This window comes from Rhizobium sp. B230/85 (assembly GCF_019355735.1).
Taxonomy (GTDB): domain Bacteria; phylum Pseudomonadota; class Alphaproteobacteria; order Rhizobiales; family Rhizobiaceae; genus Rhizobium; species Rhizobium rhododendri.
Window position 1 is genome coordinate 3073820 of record NZ_CP072156.1, and the last position, 22209, is coordinate 3096028.

Below are 22209 nucleotides of genomic sequence, written 5' to 3' on the forward strand. Positions count from 1 at the left end.
GGAATGGAGAGCGGAGAGCTCTCTAAACATAAGTCAATAAAAACAGATACCTAGAGAATAAATCCCTTCGCTCGGCCGGATTAAAATCTCCAAAAATTTACCGTTTGATAAATTTTTTTTCCTGAGTTAGCTTTTACGCACTGGCCGTTGATAAGAGGGAACTTAAAATGGGACGACTGGAAGCTGGGATTAAAAGTGGCCGACTGACCGCGGCGGAATACGGTCGAAACTTTTCCGACCTGCATCCGCGGCTCGGCGACCACGAGGCGCTCGTCGAATCCGATCGCTGTTATTTCTGTTACGATGCACCGTGCATGACGGCCTGTCCTACCTCGATCGACATCCCATTGTTCATTCGCCAGATCTCGACCGGGAACCCTATCGGCTCTGCAAAAACGATCTTCGACCAGAATATCCTGGGCGGCATGTGCGCCCGCGTCTGTCCCACCGAGCAGCTCTGCGAGGACGTCTGCGTCCGCAACACGGCCGAGGAACGACCAGTGGCGATCGGCCGCCTGCAGCGCTACGCGACGGATGCGGCGATGGCGGCTCAAAAACAGTTCTATACGCGCGCCGAGCCGACCGGCAAAACCATCGCCGTGGTCGGTGCCGGCCCCGCCGGTCTCGCCTGCGCCCATCGGCTTGCCGTCAATGGCCACGCCGTCGTCATCTTCGATGCCCGTGAAAAGGCTGGCGGCCTCAACGAATACGGCATCGCCACCTATAAGGCCGTCGATGATTTTGCCCAGCAGGAAGTCGATTACGTCCTGTCGATCGGCGGCATAGAAGTCCGCAACGGCCAGATGCTCGGCCGCGATTTCACGCTCGGCGAACTCAGCGCCAAATACGACGCCGTCTTCCTCGGCCTCGGCCTTACCGGCGTCAATGCCTTGAGGGCTGAAGGCGAGGATCTCGAAGGCGTGGCGGACGCTATTTCCTATATTTCGGACCTCCGCCAGATTGCCGACAAGGCGGATATCGCTATCGGCCGCCGTGTCGTCGTCATCGGCGGCGGCATGACGGCAATCGATGTTGCCGTACAGGCCAAGCTGCTCGGTGCCGAAGAGGTGACGATCTGCTACCGTCGGGGCAAGGAACACATGAACGCCTCAGAGTGGGAGCAGGACCTGGCCGCCTCGAAGGGCGTCATGATCCGCCATTGGCTGGCACCGAAGCGCATCATCGAAAAGGATGGCAAGGTAGCCGGCATCGAGGTTGAATATACCGAGCTTCGCGATGGCCGCCTCACCGGCACCGGCGATACCGGCGTCATCGCTGCCGACCAGATTTTCAAGGCCATAGGCCAGACGCTTGTGGCGTCCGGCATCGACACGCTGCAGATGGAAGCCGGACGCATTGCCACCGACGCTGACGGAAAAACCTCGGTCGACGGCATCTGGGCCGGCGGCGACTGCATTGTCGGAGGAGACGACCTGACGGTGTCAGCCGTGGCACAGGGCCGCGACGCTGCCGAATCCATCAACCGCACGCTGGCTGCCGTCGCGCACCCCGCCGCTGCCGTCGCCTAAGGGGAGAGTGAACAATGGCTGATCTGCGCAATAATTTCGTCGGCATCAAATCTCCCAACCCCTTCTGGCTGGCCTCGGCGCCACCGACGGACAAAGCCTACAACGTCAACCGCGCCTTCGAAGCCGGCTGGGGCGGCGTCGTCTGGAAAACGCTCGGCGAGGACGGGCCACCGGTAGTCAACGTCAACGGACCGCGCTATGGCGCCATCTGGGGCGCCGACCGCCGTCTGCTCGGGCTTAACAACATCGAACTCATCACCGACCGCGACCTCCATACGAACCTGCGGGAGATGAAGGAGATCAAGATGAAATGGCCGGATCGGGCGCTGATCGCCTCGATCATGGTTCCCTGCGAGGAGCAGGCCTGGAAGGCGATATTGCCGCTGGTCGAGGAAACCGGCTCCGACGGCATCGAACTCAATTTCGGCTGTCCGCACGGCATGTCGGAGCGCGGCATGGGTGCTGCGGTCGGACAGGTGCCGGAATATATCGAGATGGTCGTTCGCTGGTGCAAGCAATACACGCGAATGCCGGTCATCACCAAGCTGACGCCGAATATAACCGATATCCGCAATCCCGCCCGCGCTGCCAAATCCGGCGGAACCGACGCGGTATCGCTGATCAACACCATCAACTCGATCGTTTCGGTGGATCTCGACAATTTCGCCCCGAACCCGACTGTCGGCGGCAAGGGCAGCCACGGCGGCTATTGCGGCCCCGCCGTCAAGCCGATCGCGCTCAACATGGTGGCTGAGATCGCCCGCGATCCGCAGACCCACGGCCTGCCGATTTCCGGCATCGGCGGCATTACCACATGGCGCGACGCCGCAGAATTTCTGGCTCTTGGCGCTGGCAACGTGCAGGTCTGCACCGCCGTCATGACCTACGGCTTCAAAATCGTACAGGAAATGATTACCGGCCTCTCCGACTGGATGGACGAAAAGGGTCACCGGACGCTCGACGATGTCATAGGCCGTGCTGTTCCGAATGTCTCCGACTGGCAGTATCTCAATCTCAACTACATCGCCAAGGCCAAGATCGATCAGGATGCCTGCATCAAATGCGGCCGCTGCTACATCGCCTGCGAGGACACCTCCCACCAGGCGATCACCAACATGGTCGATGGCATACGGCATTTCGAGGTCAAAAACGAGGAATGCGTTGGCTGCAATCTCTGCGTCAGCGTCTGTCCCGTCGAAAACTGCATCACCATGGAGGAACTCCCGGCTGGCGCTCTCGACACGCGAACCGGCAAGATTGTCGACCCGAACTACGCCAACTGGACGACGCATCCCAACAACCCGATGGCACGCCAGGCGGCCGAATAGGCCCCCGTCGTCAGTCAACTGTTACCGATCTTGGAACGGGCCCCACCACATCGTTTTACAACGTGGGGGCCCTTCCTGTATGGTCGACCCTCACGGGAATGCCAGGCCGATAATCGAGACAGGCCTTATACAATTGATAATTCCATGAAAAGTAACCGAAAACTCGGCTTTGACTGGATATAATCCAGCCCTCAGGTATACCGGGTTCTTGGTGCTCTCACTGGGCAGTAAATATGCTGTTCGGACCGACTGAATGACCTTTCGAAATGCCCTCCGTGCCGGCACTGCCGAGTACCATGATGTTGTCGACCATCTGTTTGGTCGCTTCGACATGACCGATCGCGTCCAATATACTGCATTTCTGGCAGGCCACGCGCGCGCCCTTCCGGCAACCGAGCAAGCTCTGGAGGCCGCCGGAATTGCCCGCATCTTCCCGGATTGGCCGGAGCGTCGCCGTAGCCATCTGTTGCGAGCCGACATGGCGACGCTGGAGCTGGTCATGCCCCCGCCTGTCACCTTGGCTGCCTTCTCCTCCGACGATGAAGTCTGGGGCGCAGCCTATGTCATCGAAGGTTCGAAACTGGGCGGCGCGATGCTTGCAAAGCGCGTACCGGAACATTTTCCCTCCGCATATCTCTCCTACCAGGGACCCAAAGGCGCCATGAAAGCGTTTATGGATAGGCTGGATGCGGCTGCACCCGTTGACAGGGAGCGCGCGATAGCGGCGGCTAGGTCTGTATTTGCCGCTTTCAGGGCCGCCGCCGAACTCGAACTGGAGAAATCCGCCTTTTGACCGATGAATTGCAGCGTATCGACCTAACCAATTGCGATCGTGAGCCGATCCACCAGCTCGGCACGATACAGCCGTTCGGCTTTCTCCTGGCATTGTCGTCCGATTGGTTGATTGCACGGGCCTCTGTCAATCTCGGCGAGTTCATCGGCGTGGAGCACGAGCAGATCCTGGGCCGGCCGCTGACGGAATTGTTTACCCCGGACGCTGTGCACACGCTGCGCAACCGGATGGCCGTGATCCGCGGGCAGGATACCGTCGAACGCCTGTTCGGCGTCGTGCTGCGTGAAGGTGGCGCACGCTTCGACATTGCGCTGCATATTTCGGATAGACAGATAATCATCGAGGCAGAGCCGTCGCCTGCGGCCGACGAAAGTGGGGCGATATCGATTCGCAGCATGACCGCGCGCCTCGACCAGACGGACACACAGCAGGCCTTCTTCCGCGAAGGCGCACGGCAGGCGCGCGCACTGACCGGCTTCGACCGCGTTATGATCTATCGTTTCGACGAGAGCGGCGCAGGCGAAGTCGTGGCGGAAGCGGCGCGATCGGGCATCGGCTCTTTTCTCGGATTGCACTATCCTGCCTCCGACATTCCAGTCCAGGCGCGTGCACTCTATCTCCGCAACCTGTTCAGGATCATCTCCGACGTCGATGCCGTTCCTGTGCCGATCGCACCGCAGCTGACCGAACATGGACAGCCGCTCGATCTTTCCATGTCGGTTCTGCGCTCGGTATCGCCGATCCATATCGAATATCTGAAGAACATGGGTGTGGAAGCATCGATGTCGATTTCGATCGTTGTCGAGGGTTCCCTGTGGGGCCTGTTTGCCTGCCATCACTACAGCCCTCGCCTGCCCTCGCTGGAACGACGCGCCAATGCCGAATTGCTCGGGCAGATGTTCGCCTCGCGCCTGGAAAGCCGCGAACGGCGGATTGCGCTTGAATACGAGCGCAAGGCTAAGCAGATCGGCGATCGCCTGCTGACATCGGTCGCCGGCAATACCAGCTTGCTCGATGACCCCGCTTGGCTGATCGACGCTCTCGCCGATGTCATTCCGGCAGACGGAGTGGGCGTCTGGATCGACGGGCGCATGGCTCTGAGCGGCGCCACCGTCTCCGAAGATCAGGTCGCCGAACTGACGTCGCTACTCAATCGAAATGCCGCAGGCAGGGTCTTCGCGACGGACAGCATTCGCAGCTGGTATCCGGACTGGGACGAGAGCACCCATGTCTGCGGCCTTCTGGCTATCCCGATTTCCCGCTCTCCCCGGGACTATGTCATCCTTTTTCGCCAGGAGATCATCCGCTCGGTACGCTGGGCAGGCGATCCTAACAAACCTGCCGAATATGGTCCGGGCGGTCCACGCCTTTCGCCGCGCAAGAGCTTCGAGAGCTGGTCGGAAATGGTGCGCGGCCACTCCCTCGCCTTCACCACCCCTCAACTGCGCGTCGCCGAGACAATCCGAGTGGCCCTGATCGAAGTGATCCTGCGCCTCTCCGAGGAAGCAAATGCGGAGCGGCGTGTTGCGAGCGAGCGTCAGGAACTGCTGATTGCCGAGCTCAACCACCGCGTCCGAAATATCCTCAGCCTGATCGGAGGGTTGATTCGTCACTCGAAATCCGCCGATCTTTCTGTCGACGGCTACATCGAGCAGCTTCAGGGACGCGTGCAATCGCTCGGCCGCGCCCACGACCAGCTGACCCAGGACCAATGGGCGCCGGCCTCGTTCAGGCAGTTGCTCGAAGCGGAAAGTGCCGCGTATCTCGGCAAGACCTCCGGCCGACTGGATATCAACGGCCAGGAGGTGCTGCTGGACCCGAAAGCCTTTACGACATCGTCGCTGGTCTTCCACGAACTCGTTACCAACAGCGTCAAGTACGGCAGCCTTTCGGCTGCGGGCGTCGTTGCGATCGACTGGGATCGGGATGCCGAGGGCAATCTGCGCATCCAGTGGCGTGAAAGCGGCGGCCCTGCCGTGACCACACCAACGCGCGTCGGCTTCGGATCGACGATCATCCGACGCTCGTTCATCTACGATCTGGACGGCGAGACCAGCATCCGCTTTGCCGAAGGCGGCCTGGAAGCCGATTTTGTCATTCCGGCGAAATTCGTGACCTTTGTCAGCGTCGCCGTCCTCACCGCTCCGCAGAAAGAAATGATCGACAGCCAGATTGCTTCCGCGCCGCTCGGCCAACAACCACTCGCCGGAATGTCAGTGTTGCTTGTGGAAGACAATCTGATCATTGCCATGAACGGTGAGGATATTCTGAAAAGCCTCGGCGCTGCCGAGGTCATCGCCGTCCCCAACGTGTCGCAGGCGCTCGCCGCCCTAGACCAGCAGCCGCTCCAGATGGCGCTGCTGGACGTCAATCTCGGCGTGGAGACGAGCTTTCCCATCGCCGACCGGCTAATAGGCATGAATATCCCGTTCGGCTTCGTGACCGGCTACGGAGACAGCATCCCACAGGGCGACACCTATGCGGAGATCCCCGTCCTGCAGAAGCCCTACACCTGGGAGAGCATCGAGGCATTTCTGGCAGTCGTCCTCAGGCCGCGCGACGAGTGAATGCCGGTGATTACGCCTTCTTCTGCGGGATCATCAGTCCGTTGACGAAAAGCTGCTCGAGATAACGGGCGGCATCCTCGAACCGGCCCTCGCCGGAGCTCCCCTGCCCGAGGACCGCGCGCACCTGGACGTCGAAGTCGGCATAGTGCTGCGTGGTCGACCATATCGAGAAAATCAAGTGATATGGGTCGCATTTGGCGATCTTGCCGGCCTTCGCCCAGGCGCGGATCACCGCCGCCTTCTCGTCGACAAGGCTCTTCAGCGGCCCCTTCAGCTCGTCCTCGACATGCGGTGCACCCTGCAGCATCTCGTTGGCAAACAGCCGGCTTTCGCGCGGAAAATCCCGGGCCATTTCCAGCTTGCGACGGATATAGCTGCGGATCTCGCTCTCGGGATTTCCTTCCGGATTGAAGACGCGCAGCGGTTCGAGCCAGGTGTACATAACGCGATCGATCAGGGCTCGGTGGATCGCCTCCTTGGTGCGGAAATAATAGAGCAGATTGGGCTTCGACATGCCGGCAACCTCGGCAATCTGGTCGATGGTGGAACCGCGAAAACCATGCATTGAAAAGACATCGAGGGCGGCCTCGAGAATGACCTCTTCCTTTACTTCCTGGATGCGGGTGCGGCGCTGCGTCTTCGCCGCTCTGGGGGTGGCCATGTCGATTTCGCTTCTCCTTGAAACCCGCGCAGTTGTCACTTCCGCCACGCGCCGGCGCCAAATCTGATCGTCCGGGTATCTGCCTGTATTTTGTCGCCGCTTTTCGCGATTTTCATCTTGAGCACCGGCGTGGAAGCTGTAATGTTTACCAATCGGTCAAATTATCGATGAGTTGCCATACAAAGGCAACCGTCGATTTTCCGGAGCAAGAAAAACAAAAAACGCTCCGCAGCAAGACCAAGGGAACGACCGGTCATGCCGCTCGCATGGCCGCGACAAAACGGGCGAGGATTATCATATGGTGGCCGCACCAGGCGAAAACATGCGTATCAATGGCGACCGCCTTTGGGATGCGCTGATGGATATGGCGAAGGTCGGACCAGGCATTGCCGGCGGCAACAACCGCCAGACGCTCACCGATTCCGATGGCGAAGGCCGCCATCTCTTCCAGCAATGGTGCGAAGCAGCCGGAATGACTGTCGGCGTCGACCGCATGGGCACAATGTTTGCCACCCGGCCCGGTACCGATCCCGACGCACTTCCGGTCTACGTCGGCTCGCATCTCGACACCCAGCCGACCGGCGGCAAGTACGACGGCGTTCTCGGCGTGTTGGCCGGTCTCGAAGTCGTGCGCACCATGAACGATCTCGGTATCAAGACAAAGCATCCAATCGTCGTCACCAACTGGGCCAATGAAGAGGGCGCCCGCTTTGCTCCGGCGATGCTGGCCTCTGGCGTCTTTGCCGGCATTCACGATCTCGACTACGCCTACAGCCGCAAGGATCCGGACGGAAAGACCTATGGCGACGAACTGAAGCGTATCGGCTGGCTCGGCGACGAGGAAGTCGGCGCCCGCAAGATGCACGCCTACTTCGAATACCATATCGAGCAAGGCCCCATCCTCGAAGCAGAAAACAAGGCGATCGGCGTCGTCACCCACTGTCAGGGCCTATGGTGGCTGGAGATCACGCTCACTGGCCGCGAAGCCCATACCGGCTCGACACCGATGGCGCTGCGCGTCAACGCCGGCCTTGCCATGTCAAGAATTATCGAGATGGTCCAGGCCGTGGCGATGGAGAACCAGCCGGGCGCTGTTGGTGGTGTCGGCCAGGTATTCTTCTCTCCCAACTCCCGCAATGTGCTGCCCGGCAAGGTCGTCTTCACAGTCGACATCCGGACGCCGGATCTAGCCAAACTCGACCGGATGCGCGAAAGGATCGAGACCGAGGCGGCAGGCATCGCCGAAGCCCTCGGCGTCGGCTGCTCTATCGAGGCCGTCGGCCATTTCGATCCGGTCACCTTCGATCCAACATTGGTGTCAGCGGTCCGCAACGCCGCCGAAAAGCTCGGCCTCAGCCACATGAACATCATCTCCGGCGCCGGCCACGACGCCTGCTGGGCCGCAAAGGTGGCCCCTGCCACGATGATCATGTGCCCCTGCGTCGGCGGCCTCAGCCACAACGAGGCGGAAGAGATTTCCAAGGAATGGGCGTCAGCCGGCGCCGACGTACTGTTCCACGCGGTGGTGGAGACGGCGGGGATCGTGGAGTAGACGATGCTGGTCACGTCGAGCGATAGCAAGGCTGCGGGGGCTGTGTCTTCTCCCTTCTCCCCTGCGGGGAGAAGGGGACGCATGCCGCACTCCCGGCGAGGCACGATCCTCTCTTAAGAAAACGTTTGAACACCGAAAATTTCACAATCGGGAACGAAAGCCATGAGCACAGTCATTAAGAACGGCACCGTTGTCACGGCCGACCTGACCTACAAGGCCGACGTCAAGATCGAGGACGGTGTGATTGTCGAGATCGGGCCAAACCTTTTGGGCAACGAAGTGCTCGACGCCACCGGCTGTTATGTCATGCCGGGCGGGATCGATCCGCATGTGCATCTCGAGATGCCGTTCATGGGCACCTACTCGGCCGACAATTTCGAAAGCGGCACGCGCGCAGCGCTTGCAGGTGGCACGACGATGGTCGTCGATTTCTGCCTGCCGGAGCCCGGCCAGTCGCTGCTCGATGCGCTAAACCGCTGGGACAACAAGTCCGCCAGCGCCAATTGCGACTATGCCTTCCACATGGCGGTGACCTGGTGGGGCGAGCAGGTCTTCAACGAGATGGAGACTGTCGTCAAGGACAAGGGCATCAACTCCTTCAAGCACTTCATGGCCTACAAGGGTGCCCTGATGGTCGACGACGACGAGATGTTCCACTCGTTCTCGCGCTGCGCCGAGCTTGGCGCCTTGCCGATGGTGCATGCCGAGAACGGCGATATCGTCGCCCAGATGCAGGCAAAGCTGATGGCGGCGGGTAACAATGGTCCCGAGGCCCACGCCTATTCCCGGCCTGCCGCTGTCGAGGGCGAAGCGACCAACCGCGCTATCATCATCGCCGATATGGCCGGCGCGCCGCTCTATGTCGTCCACACCTCCTGCGAGCAGGCACACGAGGCGATCCGCCGCGCCCGCCAGAATGGCATGCGCGTCTATGGCGAGCCGCTGATCCAGCACCTGACGCTCGACGAGACCGAATATTTCGACGAGGACTGGGACCACGCCGCCCGCCGCGTCATGTCGCCACCGTTCCGCTCGAAGCTGCATCAGGACAGCCTGTGGGCGGGTCTGCAGTCAGGCTCGCTGCAATGCGTCGCGACTGACCACTGTGCCTTCACCACCGAGCAGAAGCGCTTCGGCGTCGGCGACTTCACCAAGATCCCCAACGGCACGGGCGGCCTCGAAGACCGTCTGCCGATGCTGTGGACCCATGGCGTCGCCACTGGCCGCCTGACGATGAACGAGTTCGTCGCGGTCACCTCCACCAACATTGCCAAGATCCTGAACATGTATCCGAAGAAGGGCGCGATCCTAGTCGGTGCGGACGCCGATATCGTCGTCTGGGACCCCACGCGCGCCAAGACGATCTCGGCTGGAAACCAGCAGTCGGCCATCGACTACAACGTCTTCGAGGGCAAGCAGGTCATCGGACTGCCGCGCTATACGCTGACGCGCGGTGTCGTTGCCATCGAGGAGACGACGGTGAAGACCCAGGAAGGCCACGGCAAGTTTGTAAAGCGCGAACCCTTCGCCGCCGTCAACAAGGCCCTCTCCACCTGGAAAGACGTCGTCGCGCCCCGCAAGGTCCAGCGCACCGGCATCCCGGCAAGCGGGGTGTAACTGTGCGCGCCCGCCACCTTCTGGTCACCGCCATTCTGCTCGTCCCGACCTATGCCAACGCCGATGGCCTGGGACTGGCCATCGGCGGCAACTATGGCAGCAAGGAAGGATGCATCTATGCAAAGACCGGAGAATCGAGCGGCGCCGATACATTCCTGCTGCTGACGCCGGATGCCGTGACGACGTCCGTTTCTAGCTGCGAGTTCAAGAAGATCGTCAAGACCAGCAACGACAGGTTCACCGTCACTGCCGCGTGCCAGGCAGAAGGTGAAGACAGCGCTGGAGAAGAGAGAGTTGATATCATCCGTGTAGACAAGAGCAGTTACCGCATCCTTTTCGAGGACGGGACAAAATTGGGACCCGTGAAGAAATGTCGGTAATCGCATCCACGCCAGAACAGAAGATCGCGGCATCCGTCGTGTCTGCCCGAAATCTCTGTCTCACCTACCAGACGAGCGATGGTCCGGTGCATGCGCTGAGCAACGTCGATCTCGATGTCCGCAAGGGCGATTTCATCTCCTTCATCGGCCCTTCCGGCTGCGGCAAGACAACCTTTCTGCGCTGCATCGCCGATCTCGAAAAGAAGACCTCAGGTGAAATCGACGTCAACGGCATGACGCCTGAAGAGGCCCGCAAGGCGCGTGCCTATGGCTATGTCTTCCAGGCACCCGCTCTCTATCCGTGGCGTACCATCGAGAAGAATATCTCCCTGCCGCTGGAGATCATGGGCTACGCCAAGGACGAGCGCGACAAGCGCATCGCCCGGACGCTGGACCTCGTCAACCTCACAGGCTTCGAGAAGAAGCATCCCTGGCAACTGTCGGGCGGCATGCAGCAGCGCGCCTCGATCGCCCGGGCGCTCGCCTTTGACGCCGACCTCCTGCTGATGGACGAGCCTTTCGGCGCACTCGACGAGATCGTCCGTGATCATCTGAACGAGCAACTGCTGAAACTCTGGGCCCGCACCAACAAGACGATCTGCTTCGTCACCCACTCGATCCCCGAAGCGGTCTACCTGTCGACGAGGATCGTCGTGATGTCGCCGCGCCCCGGCCGGGTGACCGATATCATCGAATCGACGCTGCCGGCGGAGCGCCCTCTCGGCATCCGAGAAACGCCCGAATTCCTTGCCATCGCCCATCGCGTCCGCGAAGGCTTGCGCGCCGGCCACTCCTATGAGGAATAAGCCATGAACGGCACCTTCCTCCTCTGGCTCGGCGGCGCCATGCTGATCTTCCTCGGCGGCGCCACCGCATCGCGGGCCTATATCGCCACCAGCAATGTCCTGATCCTCGTGCTGTCCCTCGGGCTCTACTGTGTCGGAAACCTGATGATGGTGCGGCTGATGCGCGAGGGCGGCCTTGGCCTTGCCATCTCCGCCTCGGCCATCGTGCAATTGGTCGCCATCAACATCATCGCCTTTGCCGTCTTCGGCGAACGCCTCAGCTTGGCGCAGATGGCAGGCGTCGGGCTCGGCGTCGTCTCGATGGCGCTGATGCTGCTTCCTTTGCAGGGAAAGGCGTGAGCATGGAGAACGAACAGTTTTTCCGGCACAAGTTCATTCCCGTGACGACCGTTCTCCTCGCCATCCTGGCGATCTGGTATGTCGCCACCGTTATCATGAACGCCCCTTTCCAGATCGACCTCGACAGCCGCGCCGGCGTGTCCACAGGCCCACTGGAGTTCATCGGCAGGACGATGGCGCAGCCGAAGCCGACGCTTCCGGCGCCGCACCAGGTGGCAATCGCGGTTTTCGACAACACCTTCCTGCGCGCCATCGATAGCAACCGCAGCCTCGTCTACAACGCCTGGATCACGCTGACATCCACAGCCGTCGGCTTCGTTTTCGGCACGCTTCTCGGCATCCTCATCGCCATCGGCATCGTCCATGTGGTCACGCTCGACCGCAGCCTGATGCCTTGGATCATCGCCTCCCAGACCGTGCCGGTGCTCGCCATCGCGCCGATGGTCATCGTCGTGCTCGCCGCGGTCGACATCACCGGGCTGATCCCCAAGGCACTGATTTCGACCTACTTGTCGTTTTTCCCGGTGACGGTCGGCATGGTCAAGGGTCTTCGCTCACCCGAAGCCATGCACCTAGACCTCATGCGCACCTACAAGGCCACAGCCACCCAGACATTCTGGAAGCTGCGTCTGCCCGCGTCCGTGCCTTACCTGTTCACCTCGATGAAGGTCGGTATTGCGGCGAGCCTGGTCGGCGCCATCGTCGCTGAATTGCCGACCGGCGCTGTCGCCGGCATCGGCGCAAAACTCCTCGCCGGCTCCTATTACAGCCAGACGATCGACATCTGGGCGGCCCTCGTCGCGGGCTCGGTGCTGGCGGCCCTCCTCGTCGGCATTGTCAGCATTGCCGCCCGCATCGTCGACCGTGCGATGGGGAGGCGCCCATCATGAAGAACCTCCAGTATTCCTGGCAAAGCCTCGTGGCGATCCTACTTTGCATCGGCGCCGCCCTCACCTTTCCGCTGATCGAGCCGGGCAGCGGCGACCCCATCCTGCCCGGTATCAGCGCCCTGATCTTCTTCATGATCATCATCTCATGCTTTCTGTCGCAGTTGACACTGCCGCCGGCGATCAGTGCTGCCATCCTGTTTCTGGCAGCCCATGAAGTCGCCTGGCTGCTGTTGACCGCAATCACCGGCAATGAGGGCGCCGCCAGACTGTCATTCTTCCTTTTGCTGGCATCGGCGTGGCTGCTTGCCTGGCGCTGCGTCAGCATTCTTTCGGATATCCGCCCGCACTCGCGCTTTTCCGGTACGGTCCTGAGGCTGCTTATTCCGGCGATCTTCGGTGCCTGGATCCTGATCATCTGGGAGGCCGCTACGCGTGGCGCCGGCATCCCGTTCATCATCCTGCCGCCGCCGAGTGCCATTGCCGTCCGAATTGCCAGCTCCTTGCCGATCCTTGCCGCCGACGTTCGCCAGACGATCTTCAAGGCGGTGATCGCCGGCTACGTCATCGGCTGCATCAGCGGATTTCTGGTGGCGATCCTCGCCGACCGCTTCGCTTTCCTGAGGCGCGGCCTGATGCCGATTGCCAACCTCGCCTCCGCCCTGCCAATCATCGGCGTCGCCCCGATCATGGTCATGTGGTTCGGCTTCGACTGGCAATCGAAGGCGGCCGTGGTTACCATCATGACCTTTTTTCCGATGCTGGTGAACACCGTGGCAGGCCTTGCGGCATCGGGAGCGATAGAGCGTGACCTGATGCGCACCTACGCCTCGAGTTACACCCAGACCCTGTTCAAGCTCCGGCTTCCAGCCGCAGCACCGTTCATCTTCAACGCATTGAAGATCAACTCGACGCTGGCTCTGATCGGTGCGATCGTCGCGGAATTCTTCGGCACCCCCATCGTCGGCATGGGCTTTCGCATCTCGACCGAAATCGGCCGGATGAACGTCGACATGGTGTGGGCGGAAATCACGGTGGCGGCGATTGCCGGCTCCGTTTTCTATGGCGTCGTGGCCTTGGTGGAAAGGGCAACGACTTTCTGGCATCCGTCGAGCCGTGGTGGCTAGACGGCCTGCTATCCTGGCCAGGGATCGCAGGCATAACTTCAGAGGGAAAAGGGAAGAAAATGAAAAAAATAGTCATGACATTGATGGCCGGCACCATGGCCGTTGCCGCAGCCCAGTCAGCACTTGCTGCCGACAAGGTGACGCTGCAGCTGAAATGGGTCGCGCAGGCCCAGTTCGGCGGCTACTACGTCGCCAAGGACAAGGGCTTCTACAAGGCGGAAGGCCTCGACGTCGACATCAAGCCGGGCGGTCCTGATGTCGCTCCTGAGCAGATCATCGCCGGCGGCGGCGCTGACGTGATCGTTGACTGGATGGGCGGCGCCCTGGTTGCCCGCGAAAAGGGCGTGCCGCTGATCAACATCGCCCAGCCATTCGAGAAGTCCGGCCTTGAAATGGTCTGCCGCAAGGACGGCCCGGTCAAGACCGAAGCCGACTTCAAGGGCCACACGCTCGGCGTCTGGTTCTACGGCAACGAATATCCATTCTTCGCCTGGATGAACAAGCTGAAGATCCCGACATCGGGCGGCACGGACGGTGTCACCGTCCTGAAGCAGAGCTTCGACGTCCAGCCGCTGATCCAGAAGCAGGCCGACTGCATCTCGGTGATGACCTACAACGAATATGGCCAGGTCCTCGATGCCGGCTTCAAACCTGAGGACCTCACCGTCTTCAACTATACCAAGCTCGGCGTGAACCTGCTGGAAGACGGCCTCTACGCCAACGAAACGAAGCTCAAAGACCCGGCCTTCAAGGAAAAGATGGTCAAGTTCGTCCGTGCCTCCATGAAGGGCTGGAAATACGCCGTCGAGCATCCTGACGAAGCCGCCGAAATCGTCGTCGACAATGGCGGCCAGGACGAAGCCCACCAGAAGTTCATGGCCGGCGAAGTCGCCAAGCTGATCGGCTCCGGCAAGCTCGACAAGGCACTCTACGAGCGCACCGAGAAGGCCCTGCTGGACCAGAAGATCATCACCAAGGAGCCAAAGGACGCCTGGACGCACGCCATCACCGATGCCGCGCTGAAGTAGTCTCTGAAGCTCGAAAAATCCTGAAACGCGCGGGTCCTCATGCCTGCGCGTTTCTGCGTTTGAGGGGTGGTGAAATTGCGGCGTCAGATCCCGGATCCCGAGGCAAAATAGGCTCGGAAACGATCGGTTCATCAACCACTTTCGCCCGACCCGGCCGAAATGAAGGCGCACGGGCTGTAAACTGATTGTCACCCGCAGCAGCTATCGTCGCGATATCTGGGTCCTCGACCTGCAGATTTTCATCCTGCGGTGGAGCATCCGCTCGGTAGCGGACTGCGTGTTGCCAGCCGCGCCATTTCCAGCGACACTCGCTTTGATCGCAGCCGAACGAGGAGACCGATATGAACAACATCTCCAGCGAAAACGACCCGGATTTCCGCCCGGCGTCCGCCTGCACGCTCTCGGCGATCTTCGACAGCAGGAGCGAAGCTGCATCGGCAGTCGCCCGCCTGCAAGACGCCGGCATTCCGTCCGAAGCCGTCCATTTCCTGCCCAATATCGCCAGCGAAGGCGACGAGCCGGCAACTGCAGCGGAGCCGGTCGACTTCTGGCACAAGCTCGAAAACTGGTTCTTCGCCGACCACGAGCGAGCCGCCTATTCCGAAGGCCTGCGACGCGGCGGTTTTCTGGTATCGGTGATCGACGTCGACAAGGCGCAGTACGACATCGCCCGCAATATCCTCGACGACGAAGGCTCCATCGACATCGACGAGCGTGCGGACCAGTGGCGTCGGGAAGGCTGGAGCGGCAAGCCTTAACACTTGAGGGCTATGGCGTGTTGCAACCTGGAGAATGACATTTGACACGCGAAATCGAACTGAAGCTCGAATTGTCGCAGGAAGCCAAGGACAGGCTTCTGAACTCGCCACTGCTGGGCGAGCCATTGGCGGTCTTCGAGCAGCGCGCGCTCTACTTCGACACCGCTGACCAGACGTTGCGCAACGCAGGCTTTTCGCTTCGCATCCGGCAGGCAGGCGATGTCCGCACCCAGACGATCAAGGCAACGCACCAGAGCACTGCCGGCCTGTTTGCACGCCCTGAATGGGAATCGACCGTCGAGACGGACGTCCCTGTTCTCGATCACACCGCGCCCATTTCCACAGACCTATGGCCCGATCTCGATGCCGATGCACTGGTGGTCCAGTTCATAGTGCAGGTGCAGCGAAAGAAATGGCTGCACAGGGAGGACGGCTCCGAAATCGAGATCGTCGTCGACGAGGGCATTGTCATCGCCGGGGACCGCCGAAGCCCGGTGTGCGAGGTCGAACTGGAATTGAAGGACGGCAACACCCTCGATCTCTTTCGCGCCGCGCGCACCATCCAGGATATCGACGGCCTGCGCCTCGGGGTGCTTTCGAAATCCGAACGCGGTTACGCCCTGATCGCGCCTTTGCAGCATTTTTATAAGGCCGAGCCCGTGCAGCTCGACCGAACGGCCAACGCCGTGACGGCCTTCCAGACCATTGCCCAATCCTGCTTCCGGCAATTTCGCCTGAACGAGACGGTGCTGGCCGATCGACGAAACCCGGAAGTGCTGCATCAGGGCCGCGTCGCCCTGCGCCGGCTCCGTTCGGCCTTGTCGATCTTCAAGCCTATCCTGGTCGATCCCGAGGCAGGCAGAATTGCCGCCGAACTGAAATGGCTGGCCTCGGTCATGGGCGATGCGCGCAACTTCGACATTCTCGTATCGACCGCAGACAACGGCGAGCTTCGCGACCGCCTGAAGGTTCTGCGCACCGAAAAATACGATCACGCCATAGAGGCGATGGCATCTCCGCGCGCACGGCGGTTGGCCATGGATTTCATCGAGTGGCTATGGTGCGGCGCCTATCTGGAGATGGAGGAAACCCGGGAAGCGCGCCACGCGCCGGCCTCGGAGTTCGCCTCCCATGCTCTCGACCGCCTGCGCAAGACCATCAGGCGAAATGCGAGACTTCTGGCAGATGGAACCGACACGGAGCGCCACGAGGTTAGAAAGGATGCGAAGAAACTTCGCTACGCCGCCGAGTTTTTCGCCTCCTTGTTCAGCGACAAGCAAGGACGAAGGCGCCACAGGGAGTTCGTGAAAGCTCTTGAGAAACTCCAGGAACATCTGGGCGGCGTCAACGATCTCGCCACGGCGCCGGCAGTCCTTCGTGATCACGGCCTGGAAGACCACCCGGATGCCGGCAGGCTATCCCCGACAGGAAAGAAGACCAAGTTGCTCCATGCATCCGCGGATGCGCTGGACGATCTGCTCGATGTCAAAAGGTTCTGGCGATGACGTCATCATTGGTATGGGTCCCATTGAAGGCTCCAGGTATGCGCTGCCATGGATGAGCCGACGGTGAAGCTGCAGACGGGGGCGCCTGCCCTGAAGCAGACTGCACAGCCGCTGTTCGAGCAGGCGGGCGCAATCTGCTATCGCCGGATTTCGCGCGAGGTGCTGCTGATCACCAGTCGTCGGAGCGGGCGATGGGGCATCCCCAAAGGCAATGTCGAAGCTGGCGAAACCTCCGCACAGGCGGCGGAGCGCGAAGCTTTCGAGGAGGCCGGCATACGCGGCACGTGCGCGCCCGAGATACTCGGAGCATTTGCCTACCGCAAGGAGGGCACGAACGCGTCCTACCGTGTTTCAGTCCACCTTCTCGATGTCCGCCTTGCCGTTACGGAGTTTCCGGAGAAAGGTCAGCGCATCATGAGATGGGTACCCTTTCCGGAGGCCATTGAAGCCGTGCACCAGCCCGGATTGAGAATGCTGCTCGGTGTCCTTGGAAAGAGCAGTCTTTTCGCCGAAAATTCATAGAGCCGGAACAGCATCCCGACGCCTTGTGGAAGTCCAACGGAGTGTCGCCACCTCCAATCTGGAGGGCGCTCTCAGGAACTTTCAAACAAGGCGCTTTCAAAACTTATTTTTGCTAGTATTGAACTTCATGATCCGAAGTTTGGAACGGGTCGTAACCTTGTCAAAGGGGTCTACGGCGCGTTTTCACAGGTGAGAGCGCTATTGCAGATGGCGAGTAAACCGAGCATCGAGAACTGCCGCATTTCCAAACGCCCGACGATCGACCGCAACATTCGAAAGAACAGCATGTTCCGCACGCCGCTCAAAGCCCAGACCACCGCATTCCTGCTCTTGAGCTTGCTGCCCGCCTTTGCCGCAAGCGCGGAGGAAACTGCTGTTGCGGCTCCCAAGCAGAACCTTCCAGCCATCGTCGTGACGCAGGCCGTGAAGCGCAACATGGTCGAGAAAATCGTCGCCACCGGAACGGTCAAGGCAGTCGAGGAAGTCTACATCCAGCCGCTCGTCGATGGCCTGCCGATCAAGACGTTGCATGCCGACGTTGGCGACAAGGTAACGGCCGGCAGCACGCTGGCGACGCTGAGCGACGATGCGCTGGTGCTCCAGAAAGCCGAGACGCAGGCAACGCGCGCCAAGGGTCAGGCGACGCTTGCCCAGTTGCACGCCCAGCTGATCGAGGCGCAAGCCAACGACGCCCAGACCGAATTGCAGCGCGCACGCTCCGTCGCCATGGGTGAAAAGGGGACCGTCTCGGTTTCGACCGTCGAGCAGGCAACGGCGTCGGCAGCAGCCAACAAGGCAAGGGTGACGTCGGCCGAACAAGCCATCGCCGTCCAGGAAGCCGATCTCAAGGTGGTCGACAGCCAGATCGCCGACATCGACCTGAAGCTTGCCCGCACCGGCGTCAAGACGCCCGTCAGCGGCACGGTCGCTTCGCGCAACGCCCGCGTTGGCGCCATTGCCAATGGCTCAGGCGATCCGCTGTTTACCATCATCCGGGACAGCGCCCTCGAGCTGGTCACCGACGTCTCAGAGAGCGATATAACCAAGATTCAGGCAGGGCAGAAGGCCACCGTCTCGCTCTCCGGCAGTCGCGAAAAGCTGACCGGCTCGGTGCGTCTCGTCTCCCCGACCGTCGATGCCGTCACCCGGCTCGGCGCGGTCCACATTTACATCGACGATGGCAGCAAGGCACGCGCCGGCATGTACGGCAGCACAGAGATCGTCATAAACCAGACGGACGGCATCGCCTTGCCGCTGACTGCTGTCAACAACGAGCCACAGGGATCGTCCGCCCGCAGGGTCGAAAACGGGATCGTCAAGTTCGTCAGCGTTGAAACCGGTATCCAGGACGGCGCCTACATCCAGATCGTCAAGGGCCTGAATGCCGGCGACGAGGTGGTGGCCAAGGCGGGTGCCTACGTGCGCGACGGCGACCACATTACGCCGGTGCACGATATGCCCGCTGCAACCAACTGAACGGGGCTCAGATGAATTTCTCCGCCTGGTCCATCCGCAATCCCGTCGCACCGCTGCTGGCTTTTGTGCTGCTGCTGTTTGTCGGCGTGCAAGCTTTCAACAAGCTGCCGATCACGCGCTTTCCGAATATCGACGTTCCCGTCGTCAACATCACCGTAACCCAGAACGGCGCCTCACCGGCGGAACTGGAAATGCAGGTGACCAAGGAGATCGAGGACGCCGTCGCCAGCATCAACGGCATCGACGAAATCCAGTCGACGATCAATGACGGCGTTTCCCAGACGGTTGTCGTCTTCCGCCTTGAAGTGCCGACGCAGCAGGCCGTCCAGGACACCAAGGACGCCGTCGACCGTATCCGCGGCAGCCTGCCGGGCAACGTCGACGAGCCGATCGTCTCCAAGGTCGATGTCGAAGGCCAGGCGATCCAGACCTTTGCGGTCTCGTCTCCCAATATGACGCTCGAGGAACTCTCGTGGTTCGTCGACGACACCGTCAAGCGCTCGCTGCAGGGCCAGAAGGGCATCGGACGCGTCGACCGGTACGGCGGTGCGAACCGCGAGGTGCGCATCGAGCTCGATCCCGACAAGCTGAACGCCCATGGCATCACCGCGCTCAGCGTCAACCAGCAACTGCGCGGCACCAATATCGATCTCGGCTCAGGCCGTGGCCAGGTGGCCGGCAGCGAGCAGGCAATCCGCGTGCTCGGCGATGCCCGCGACGTGGCCCAGCTTGCCGACACCACGATTGCGCTGTCAAACGGGCGCTTCGTGAAGCTGTCCGACCTTGGCGCGATCAAGGATACTTACGAGGAGCCGAAATCCTTCTCGCGCTTCAACAACAATCCGGTGGTTACCTTCGGCGTCTTCCGCGCCAAGGGCGCCAGCGAAGTCAGCGTCGCAAAGACCGTGTCCGAAAGCCTCGCGAAGGTCAGGACGGAAAACCCGAACGTCAGCATCGAACTGATCGACGATTCGGTCTACTTCACCTATGGCAACTACGAGGCGGCCATCGACACACTGATGGAAGGCGCGCTGCTCGCCGTCATCGTTGTGTTCCTGTTCCTGAAGAACTGGCGCGCCACGTTGATCTCGGCCATCGCCCTCCCCCTGTCGGCCATTCCCACCTTCTGGATCATGGACCTGATGGGCTTCTCGCTCAATCTGGTGAGCTTCCTCGCGCTGACGCTGGCGACCGGCATCCTCGTCGACGACGCCATCGTCGAGATCGAAAATATCGCCCGCCACATCAAGATGGGCAAGACGCCGTACCGCGCGGCAATCGAGGCTGCCGATGAAATCGGCCTGGCGGTCATCGCCACCACCTTCACCATCATCGCCGTATTCGTGCCCGTCTCCTTCATGCCCGGCATCCCCGGCCAGTATTTTATCCAGTTCGGCCTGACCGTCGCCTTCTCCGTGTTCTTCTCGCTGCTGGTCGCCCGGCTTATCACGCCGATGATGGCAGCCTATCTGATGCGTGCCGAAGACGGCATGGACGATCATCACGACAATGACGGACGCATAATGCGCGGCTACACGCGGATGATCCGGGTGACCACGCGCTGGCGCTATACGACGCTGCTGGCGGCCATCGCCTTCCTGATCGGGTCCGTCTATTTTCTCTTCCAAGTGCCGGGCAGCTTCCTGCCGCCTGACGATGCTTCGCGGATCGTGCTCTCCGTCGAACTGCCGCCAAATGCCCGCCTCGACGACACCGACAAAGCGACTGACGCCGTCTACAAGCGGGTCAAGGATATCGCCGGCGTCGAAAGCGTCTTCGTGCTCGGAGGAGCGTCTCCGAAGGGCGACCTGGAATTGCGCCGCGCGACCGTGACGCTCGGGCTTTTCAAGCGCGACCAGTCGCTGGTAACAAGGCTCGTCAACGACGTCCTCGGCTCTATCCCGATCATCGGCCCACATTTGCCGAAGGTCACGCCGAAGGGCCGCGTTAGGCCACAGTGGGATATCGAGAAGGAAGTCTTTGCCAAGCTGCGTGATATCCCCGATGTCCGGATCACCAAGCTGAACGACCGCGGCGAACGCGATCTGTCGTTCAACTTCCTGTCGCGCAGCTCAACCGATCTCAACGGGGCCATTGCGACGCTGGAATCGAAGCTGCGGGCCGATCCGCTTCTGGCAAATGTCAGCCCCGATGGTGCCTTGCCGCGTCCGGAACTGCAGATCCATCCGCGCAAGGACGAGGCTGCCCGGCTCGGCATCACGCCGCAGGCGATATCCGACACCTTGCGGGTGGCTACCATCGGCGACAGCGATTCGTTGCTTGCGAAGATCTCGCTCGACGACCGCCAGATCCCGATCCGCGTTCAGGCATCTCTCGACATGCGGCGCGATCTCGCCGCCATCCGCGCACTCAGGATCCAGACGGCAACCGGCGGCACGGTGCCGCTATCGACGGTGGCCGACATCGACTATTCTGAAGGCCTGAGTTCGATCAAGCGCAACAACCGTTACCGCGTCGTCTCCATCGGCGCCGACCTGCCGCAGGGAGTCGCGCTGAACAGTGCGTCCGACCGTTTCCGCCAGATCGTCGCCGGCGCGAACATTCCGGCAAGCGTCCACCTGGCCGAAAGCGGCGACGCCAAGGTACAGAACGAAATGCAGCAGGGCTTCATCAATGCCATGCTGCTGGGGCTGCTATTGGTTCTGTCGGTGCTGATCCTGCTGTTCAAGGATGTCATCCAGCCCTTCACCATCCTGTTCTCGCTGCCGCTTGCCATCGGCGGCGTCGCAGCAGCGCTGATCGTCACCCACAACCCGCTGTCCATGCCGGTGCTGATCGGCATCCTCATGCTGATGGGCATCGTGACCAAGAACGCCATCCTGCTCGTCGATTTCGCCATCGAGATGATGCACAAGGGCATGCCGCGCGTCGAAGCCATGGTCGAAGCCGGACGCAAGCGCGCGCGGCCGATCATCATGACTTCGATTGCCATGTCGGCCGGTATGCTGCCCTCGGCATTGGGCGTCGGCGAAGGCGGCTCGTTCCGCGCGCCGATGGCAATTGCCGTCATCGGCGGCATCATCGTCTCAACCGTGCTGAGCCTGATTGTCGTGCCGTCCTTCTTCCTCATCATGGACGACTTGTCGCGTCTGCTCGGCTGGCTCTTCGGACGTCTGGTCGGGCGCAGGGATGCCGACGACGTCGTTGTTACCCAGGAAAGTCTCGCAGCAGCCATGGCGGCGAACCGGGCGGAACTCACCGATCTGGAGCGGCGCTTCGAGCGGCTGGAGCAAAAGGATCCTTCCCACCGGGCGGGCGACGATAAACGGTATATCCTCAACTTGCCGCCTCACGCCGCTGAATAATGTGCGAT

The 22209-nt window shown here is 61.1% G+C and carries 18 protein-coding genes; 17 read left to right on the top strand and 1 reads right to left on the bottom strand.

Annotation, left to right across the window (positions count from 1 at the left end; translation table 11 throughout):
• Window positions 1–167: 167 nt before the first annotated feature.
• From J5289_RS14855 to J5289_RS14870, 4 genes are all read left to right on the top strand, one after another.
• Window positions 168–1529 carry an NAD(P)-dependent oxidoreductase gene (locus J5289_RS14855; protein ID WP_209184434.1) on the top strand — a complete coding sequence of 454 codons (1362 nt, stop codon included), beginning with the start codon at window positions 168–170 and terminating at the stop codon, window positions 1527–1529.
• A 14-nt stretch (window positions 1530–1543) separates the two neighbouring features.
• The gene (preA, locus tag J5289_RS14860; RefSeq protein WP_209184435.1) at window positions 1544–2857 is read left to right on the top strand and encodes an NAD-dependent dihydropyrimidine dehydrogenase subunit PreA; all 1314 of its coding nucleotides are present in this window, start codon (window positions 1544–1546) and stop codon (window positions 2855–2857) included.
• Between the two features lie 253 nt (window positions 2858–3110).
• A complete protein-coding gene (locus J5289_RS14865; protein ID WP_209184436.1) occupies window positions 3111–3650 on the top strand; it encodes a biliverdin-producing heme oxygenase in 540 nt (179 codons plus the stop codon).
• Window positions 3647–6217 (top strand): HWE histidine kinase domain-containing protein, encoded by a 2571-nt coding sequence (locus J5289_RS14870; RefSeq protein WP_209184437.1) that lies wholly within the window; start codon window positions 3647–3649, stop codon window positions 6215–6217. Before J5289_RS14865 ends, J5289_RS14870 begins: the two co-directional genes overlap by 4 nt.
• A 10-nt stretch (window positions 6218–6227) precedes the next feature.
• On the opposite strand, the gene J5289_RS14875 is transcribed toward J5289_RS14870, so the two are convergent.
• Window positions 6228–6878, bottom strand: a complete 651-nt coding sequence (locus J5289_RS14875; RefSeq protein ID WP_209184438.1) for a TetR family transcriptional regulator C-terminal domain-containing protein — start codon at window positions 6876–6878, stop codon at window positions 6228–6230.
• A gap of 298 nt (window positions 6879–7176) precedes the next feature.
• Between J5289_RS14875 and J5289_RS14880 the strand changes: the two genes are divergently transcribed.
• From J5289_RS14880 to J5289_RS14940, 13 genes are all read left to right on the top strand, one after another.
• Window positions 7177–8430 (top strand): Zn-dependent hydrolase, encoded by a 1254-nt coding sequence (locus J5289_RS14880; RefSeq protein WP_209184439.1) that lies wholly within the window; start codon window positions 7177–7179, stop codon window positions 8428–8430.
• Between the two features lie 162 nt (window positions 8431–8592).
• Window positions 8593–10047, top strand: a complete 1455-nt coding sequence (gene hydA / locus J5289_RS14885; RefSeq protein ID WP_209187531.1) for a dihydropyrimidinase — start codon at window positions 8593–8595, stop codon at window positions 10045–10047.
• Window positions 10048–10049: 2 nt separating this feature from the next.
• Window positions 10050–10427 (top strand): hypothetical protein, encoded by a 378-nt coding sequence (locus tag J5289_RS14890; protein WP_209184441.1) that lies wholly within the window; start codon window positions 10050–10052, stop codon window positions 10425–10427.
• A complete protein-coding gene (locus tag J5289_RS14895; protein WP_209184442.1) occupies window positions 10418–11233 on the top strand; it encodes an ABC transporter ATP-binding protein in 816 nt (271 codons plus the stop codon). Before J5289_RS14890 ends, J5289_RS14895 begins: the two co-directional genes overlap by 10 nt.
• 3 nt (window positions 11234–11236) lie before the next feature.
• Complete coding sequence (locus J5289_RS14900) at window positions 11237–11572, top strand: hypothetical protein (protein WP_209184443.1); 336 nt, start codon at window positions 11237–11239, stop codon at window positions 11570–11572.
• 2 nt (window positions 11573–11574) lie between these two features.
• Entirely contained in the window at window positions 11575–12462 is an 888-nt protein-coding gene (locus J5289_RS14905) for an ABC transporter permease (RefSeq protein ID WP_209184444.1), read from the top strand.
• Window positions 12459–13586, top strand: coding sequence for an ABC transporter permease (locus J5289_RS14910; protein WP_209184445.1), 1128 nt, complete (start codon window positions 12459–12461; stop codon window positions 13584–13586). The genes J5289_RS14905 and J5289_RS14910 overlap by 4 nt, the downstream gene beginning before the upstream one ends.
• Window positions 13587–13645: 59 nt before the next feature.
• Complete coding sequence (locus tag J5289_RS14915; RefSeq protein WP_209184446.1) at window positions 13646–14614, top strand: ABC transporter substrate-binding protein; 969 nt, start codon at window positions 13646–13648, stop codon at window positions 14612–14614.
• Window positions 14615–14955: 341 nt separating this feature from the next.
• Window positions 14956–15372: a hypothetical protein gene (locus J5289_RS14920; RefSeq protein ID WP_142823485.1), complete on the top strand. Its 417-nt coding sequence runs from the start codon at window positions 14956–14958 to the stop codon at window positions 15370–15372.
• Between the two features lie 41 nt (window positions 15373–15413).
• Window positions 15414–16877, top strand: a complete 1464-nt coding sequence (locus J5289_RS14925; protein WP_209184447.1) for a CHAD domain-containing protein — start codon at window positions 15414–15416, stop codon at window positions 16875–16877.
• A 48-nt stretch (window positions 16878–16925) separates the two neighbouring features.
• Window positions 16926–17399, top strand: a complete 474-nt coding sequence (locus tag J5289_RS14930) for an NUDIX hydrolase (protein WP_209184448.1) — start codon at window positions 16926–16928, stop codon at window positions 17397–17399.
• Between the two features lie 285 nt (window positions 17400–17684).
• Window positions 17685–18875, top strand: coding sequence for an efflux RND transporter periplasmic adaptor subunit (locus J5289_RS14935; RefSeq protein ID WP_209184597.1), 1191 nt, complete (start codon window positions 17685–17687; stop codon window positions 18873–18875).
• Between the two features lie 11 nt (window positions 18876–18886).
• Window positions 18887–22201, top strand: a complete 3315-nt coding sequence (locus J5289_RS14940; protein WP_209184449.1) for an efflux RND transporter permease subunit — start codon at window positions 18887–18889, stop codon at window positions 22199–22201.
• Window positions 22202–22209 lie beyond the last annotated feature (8 nt).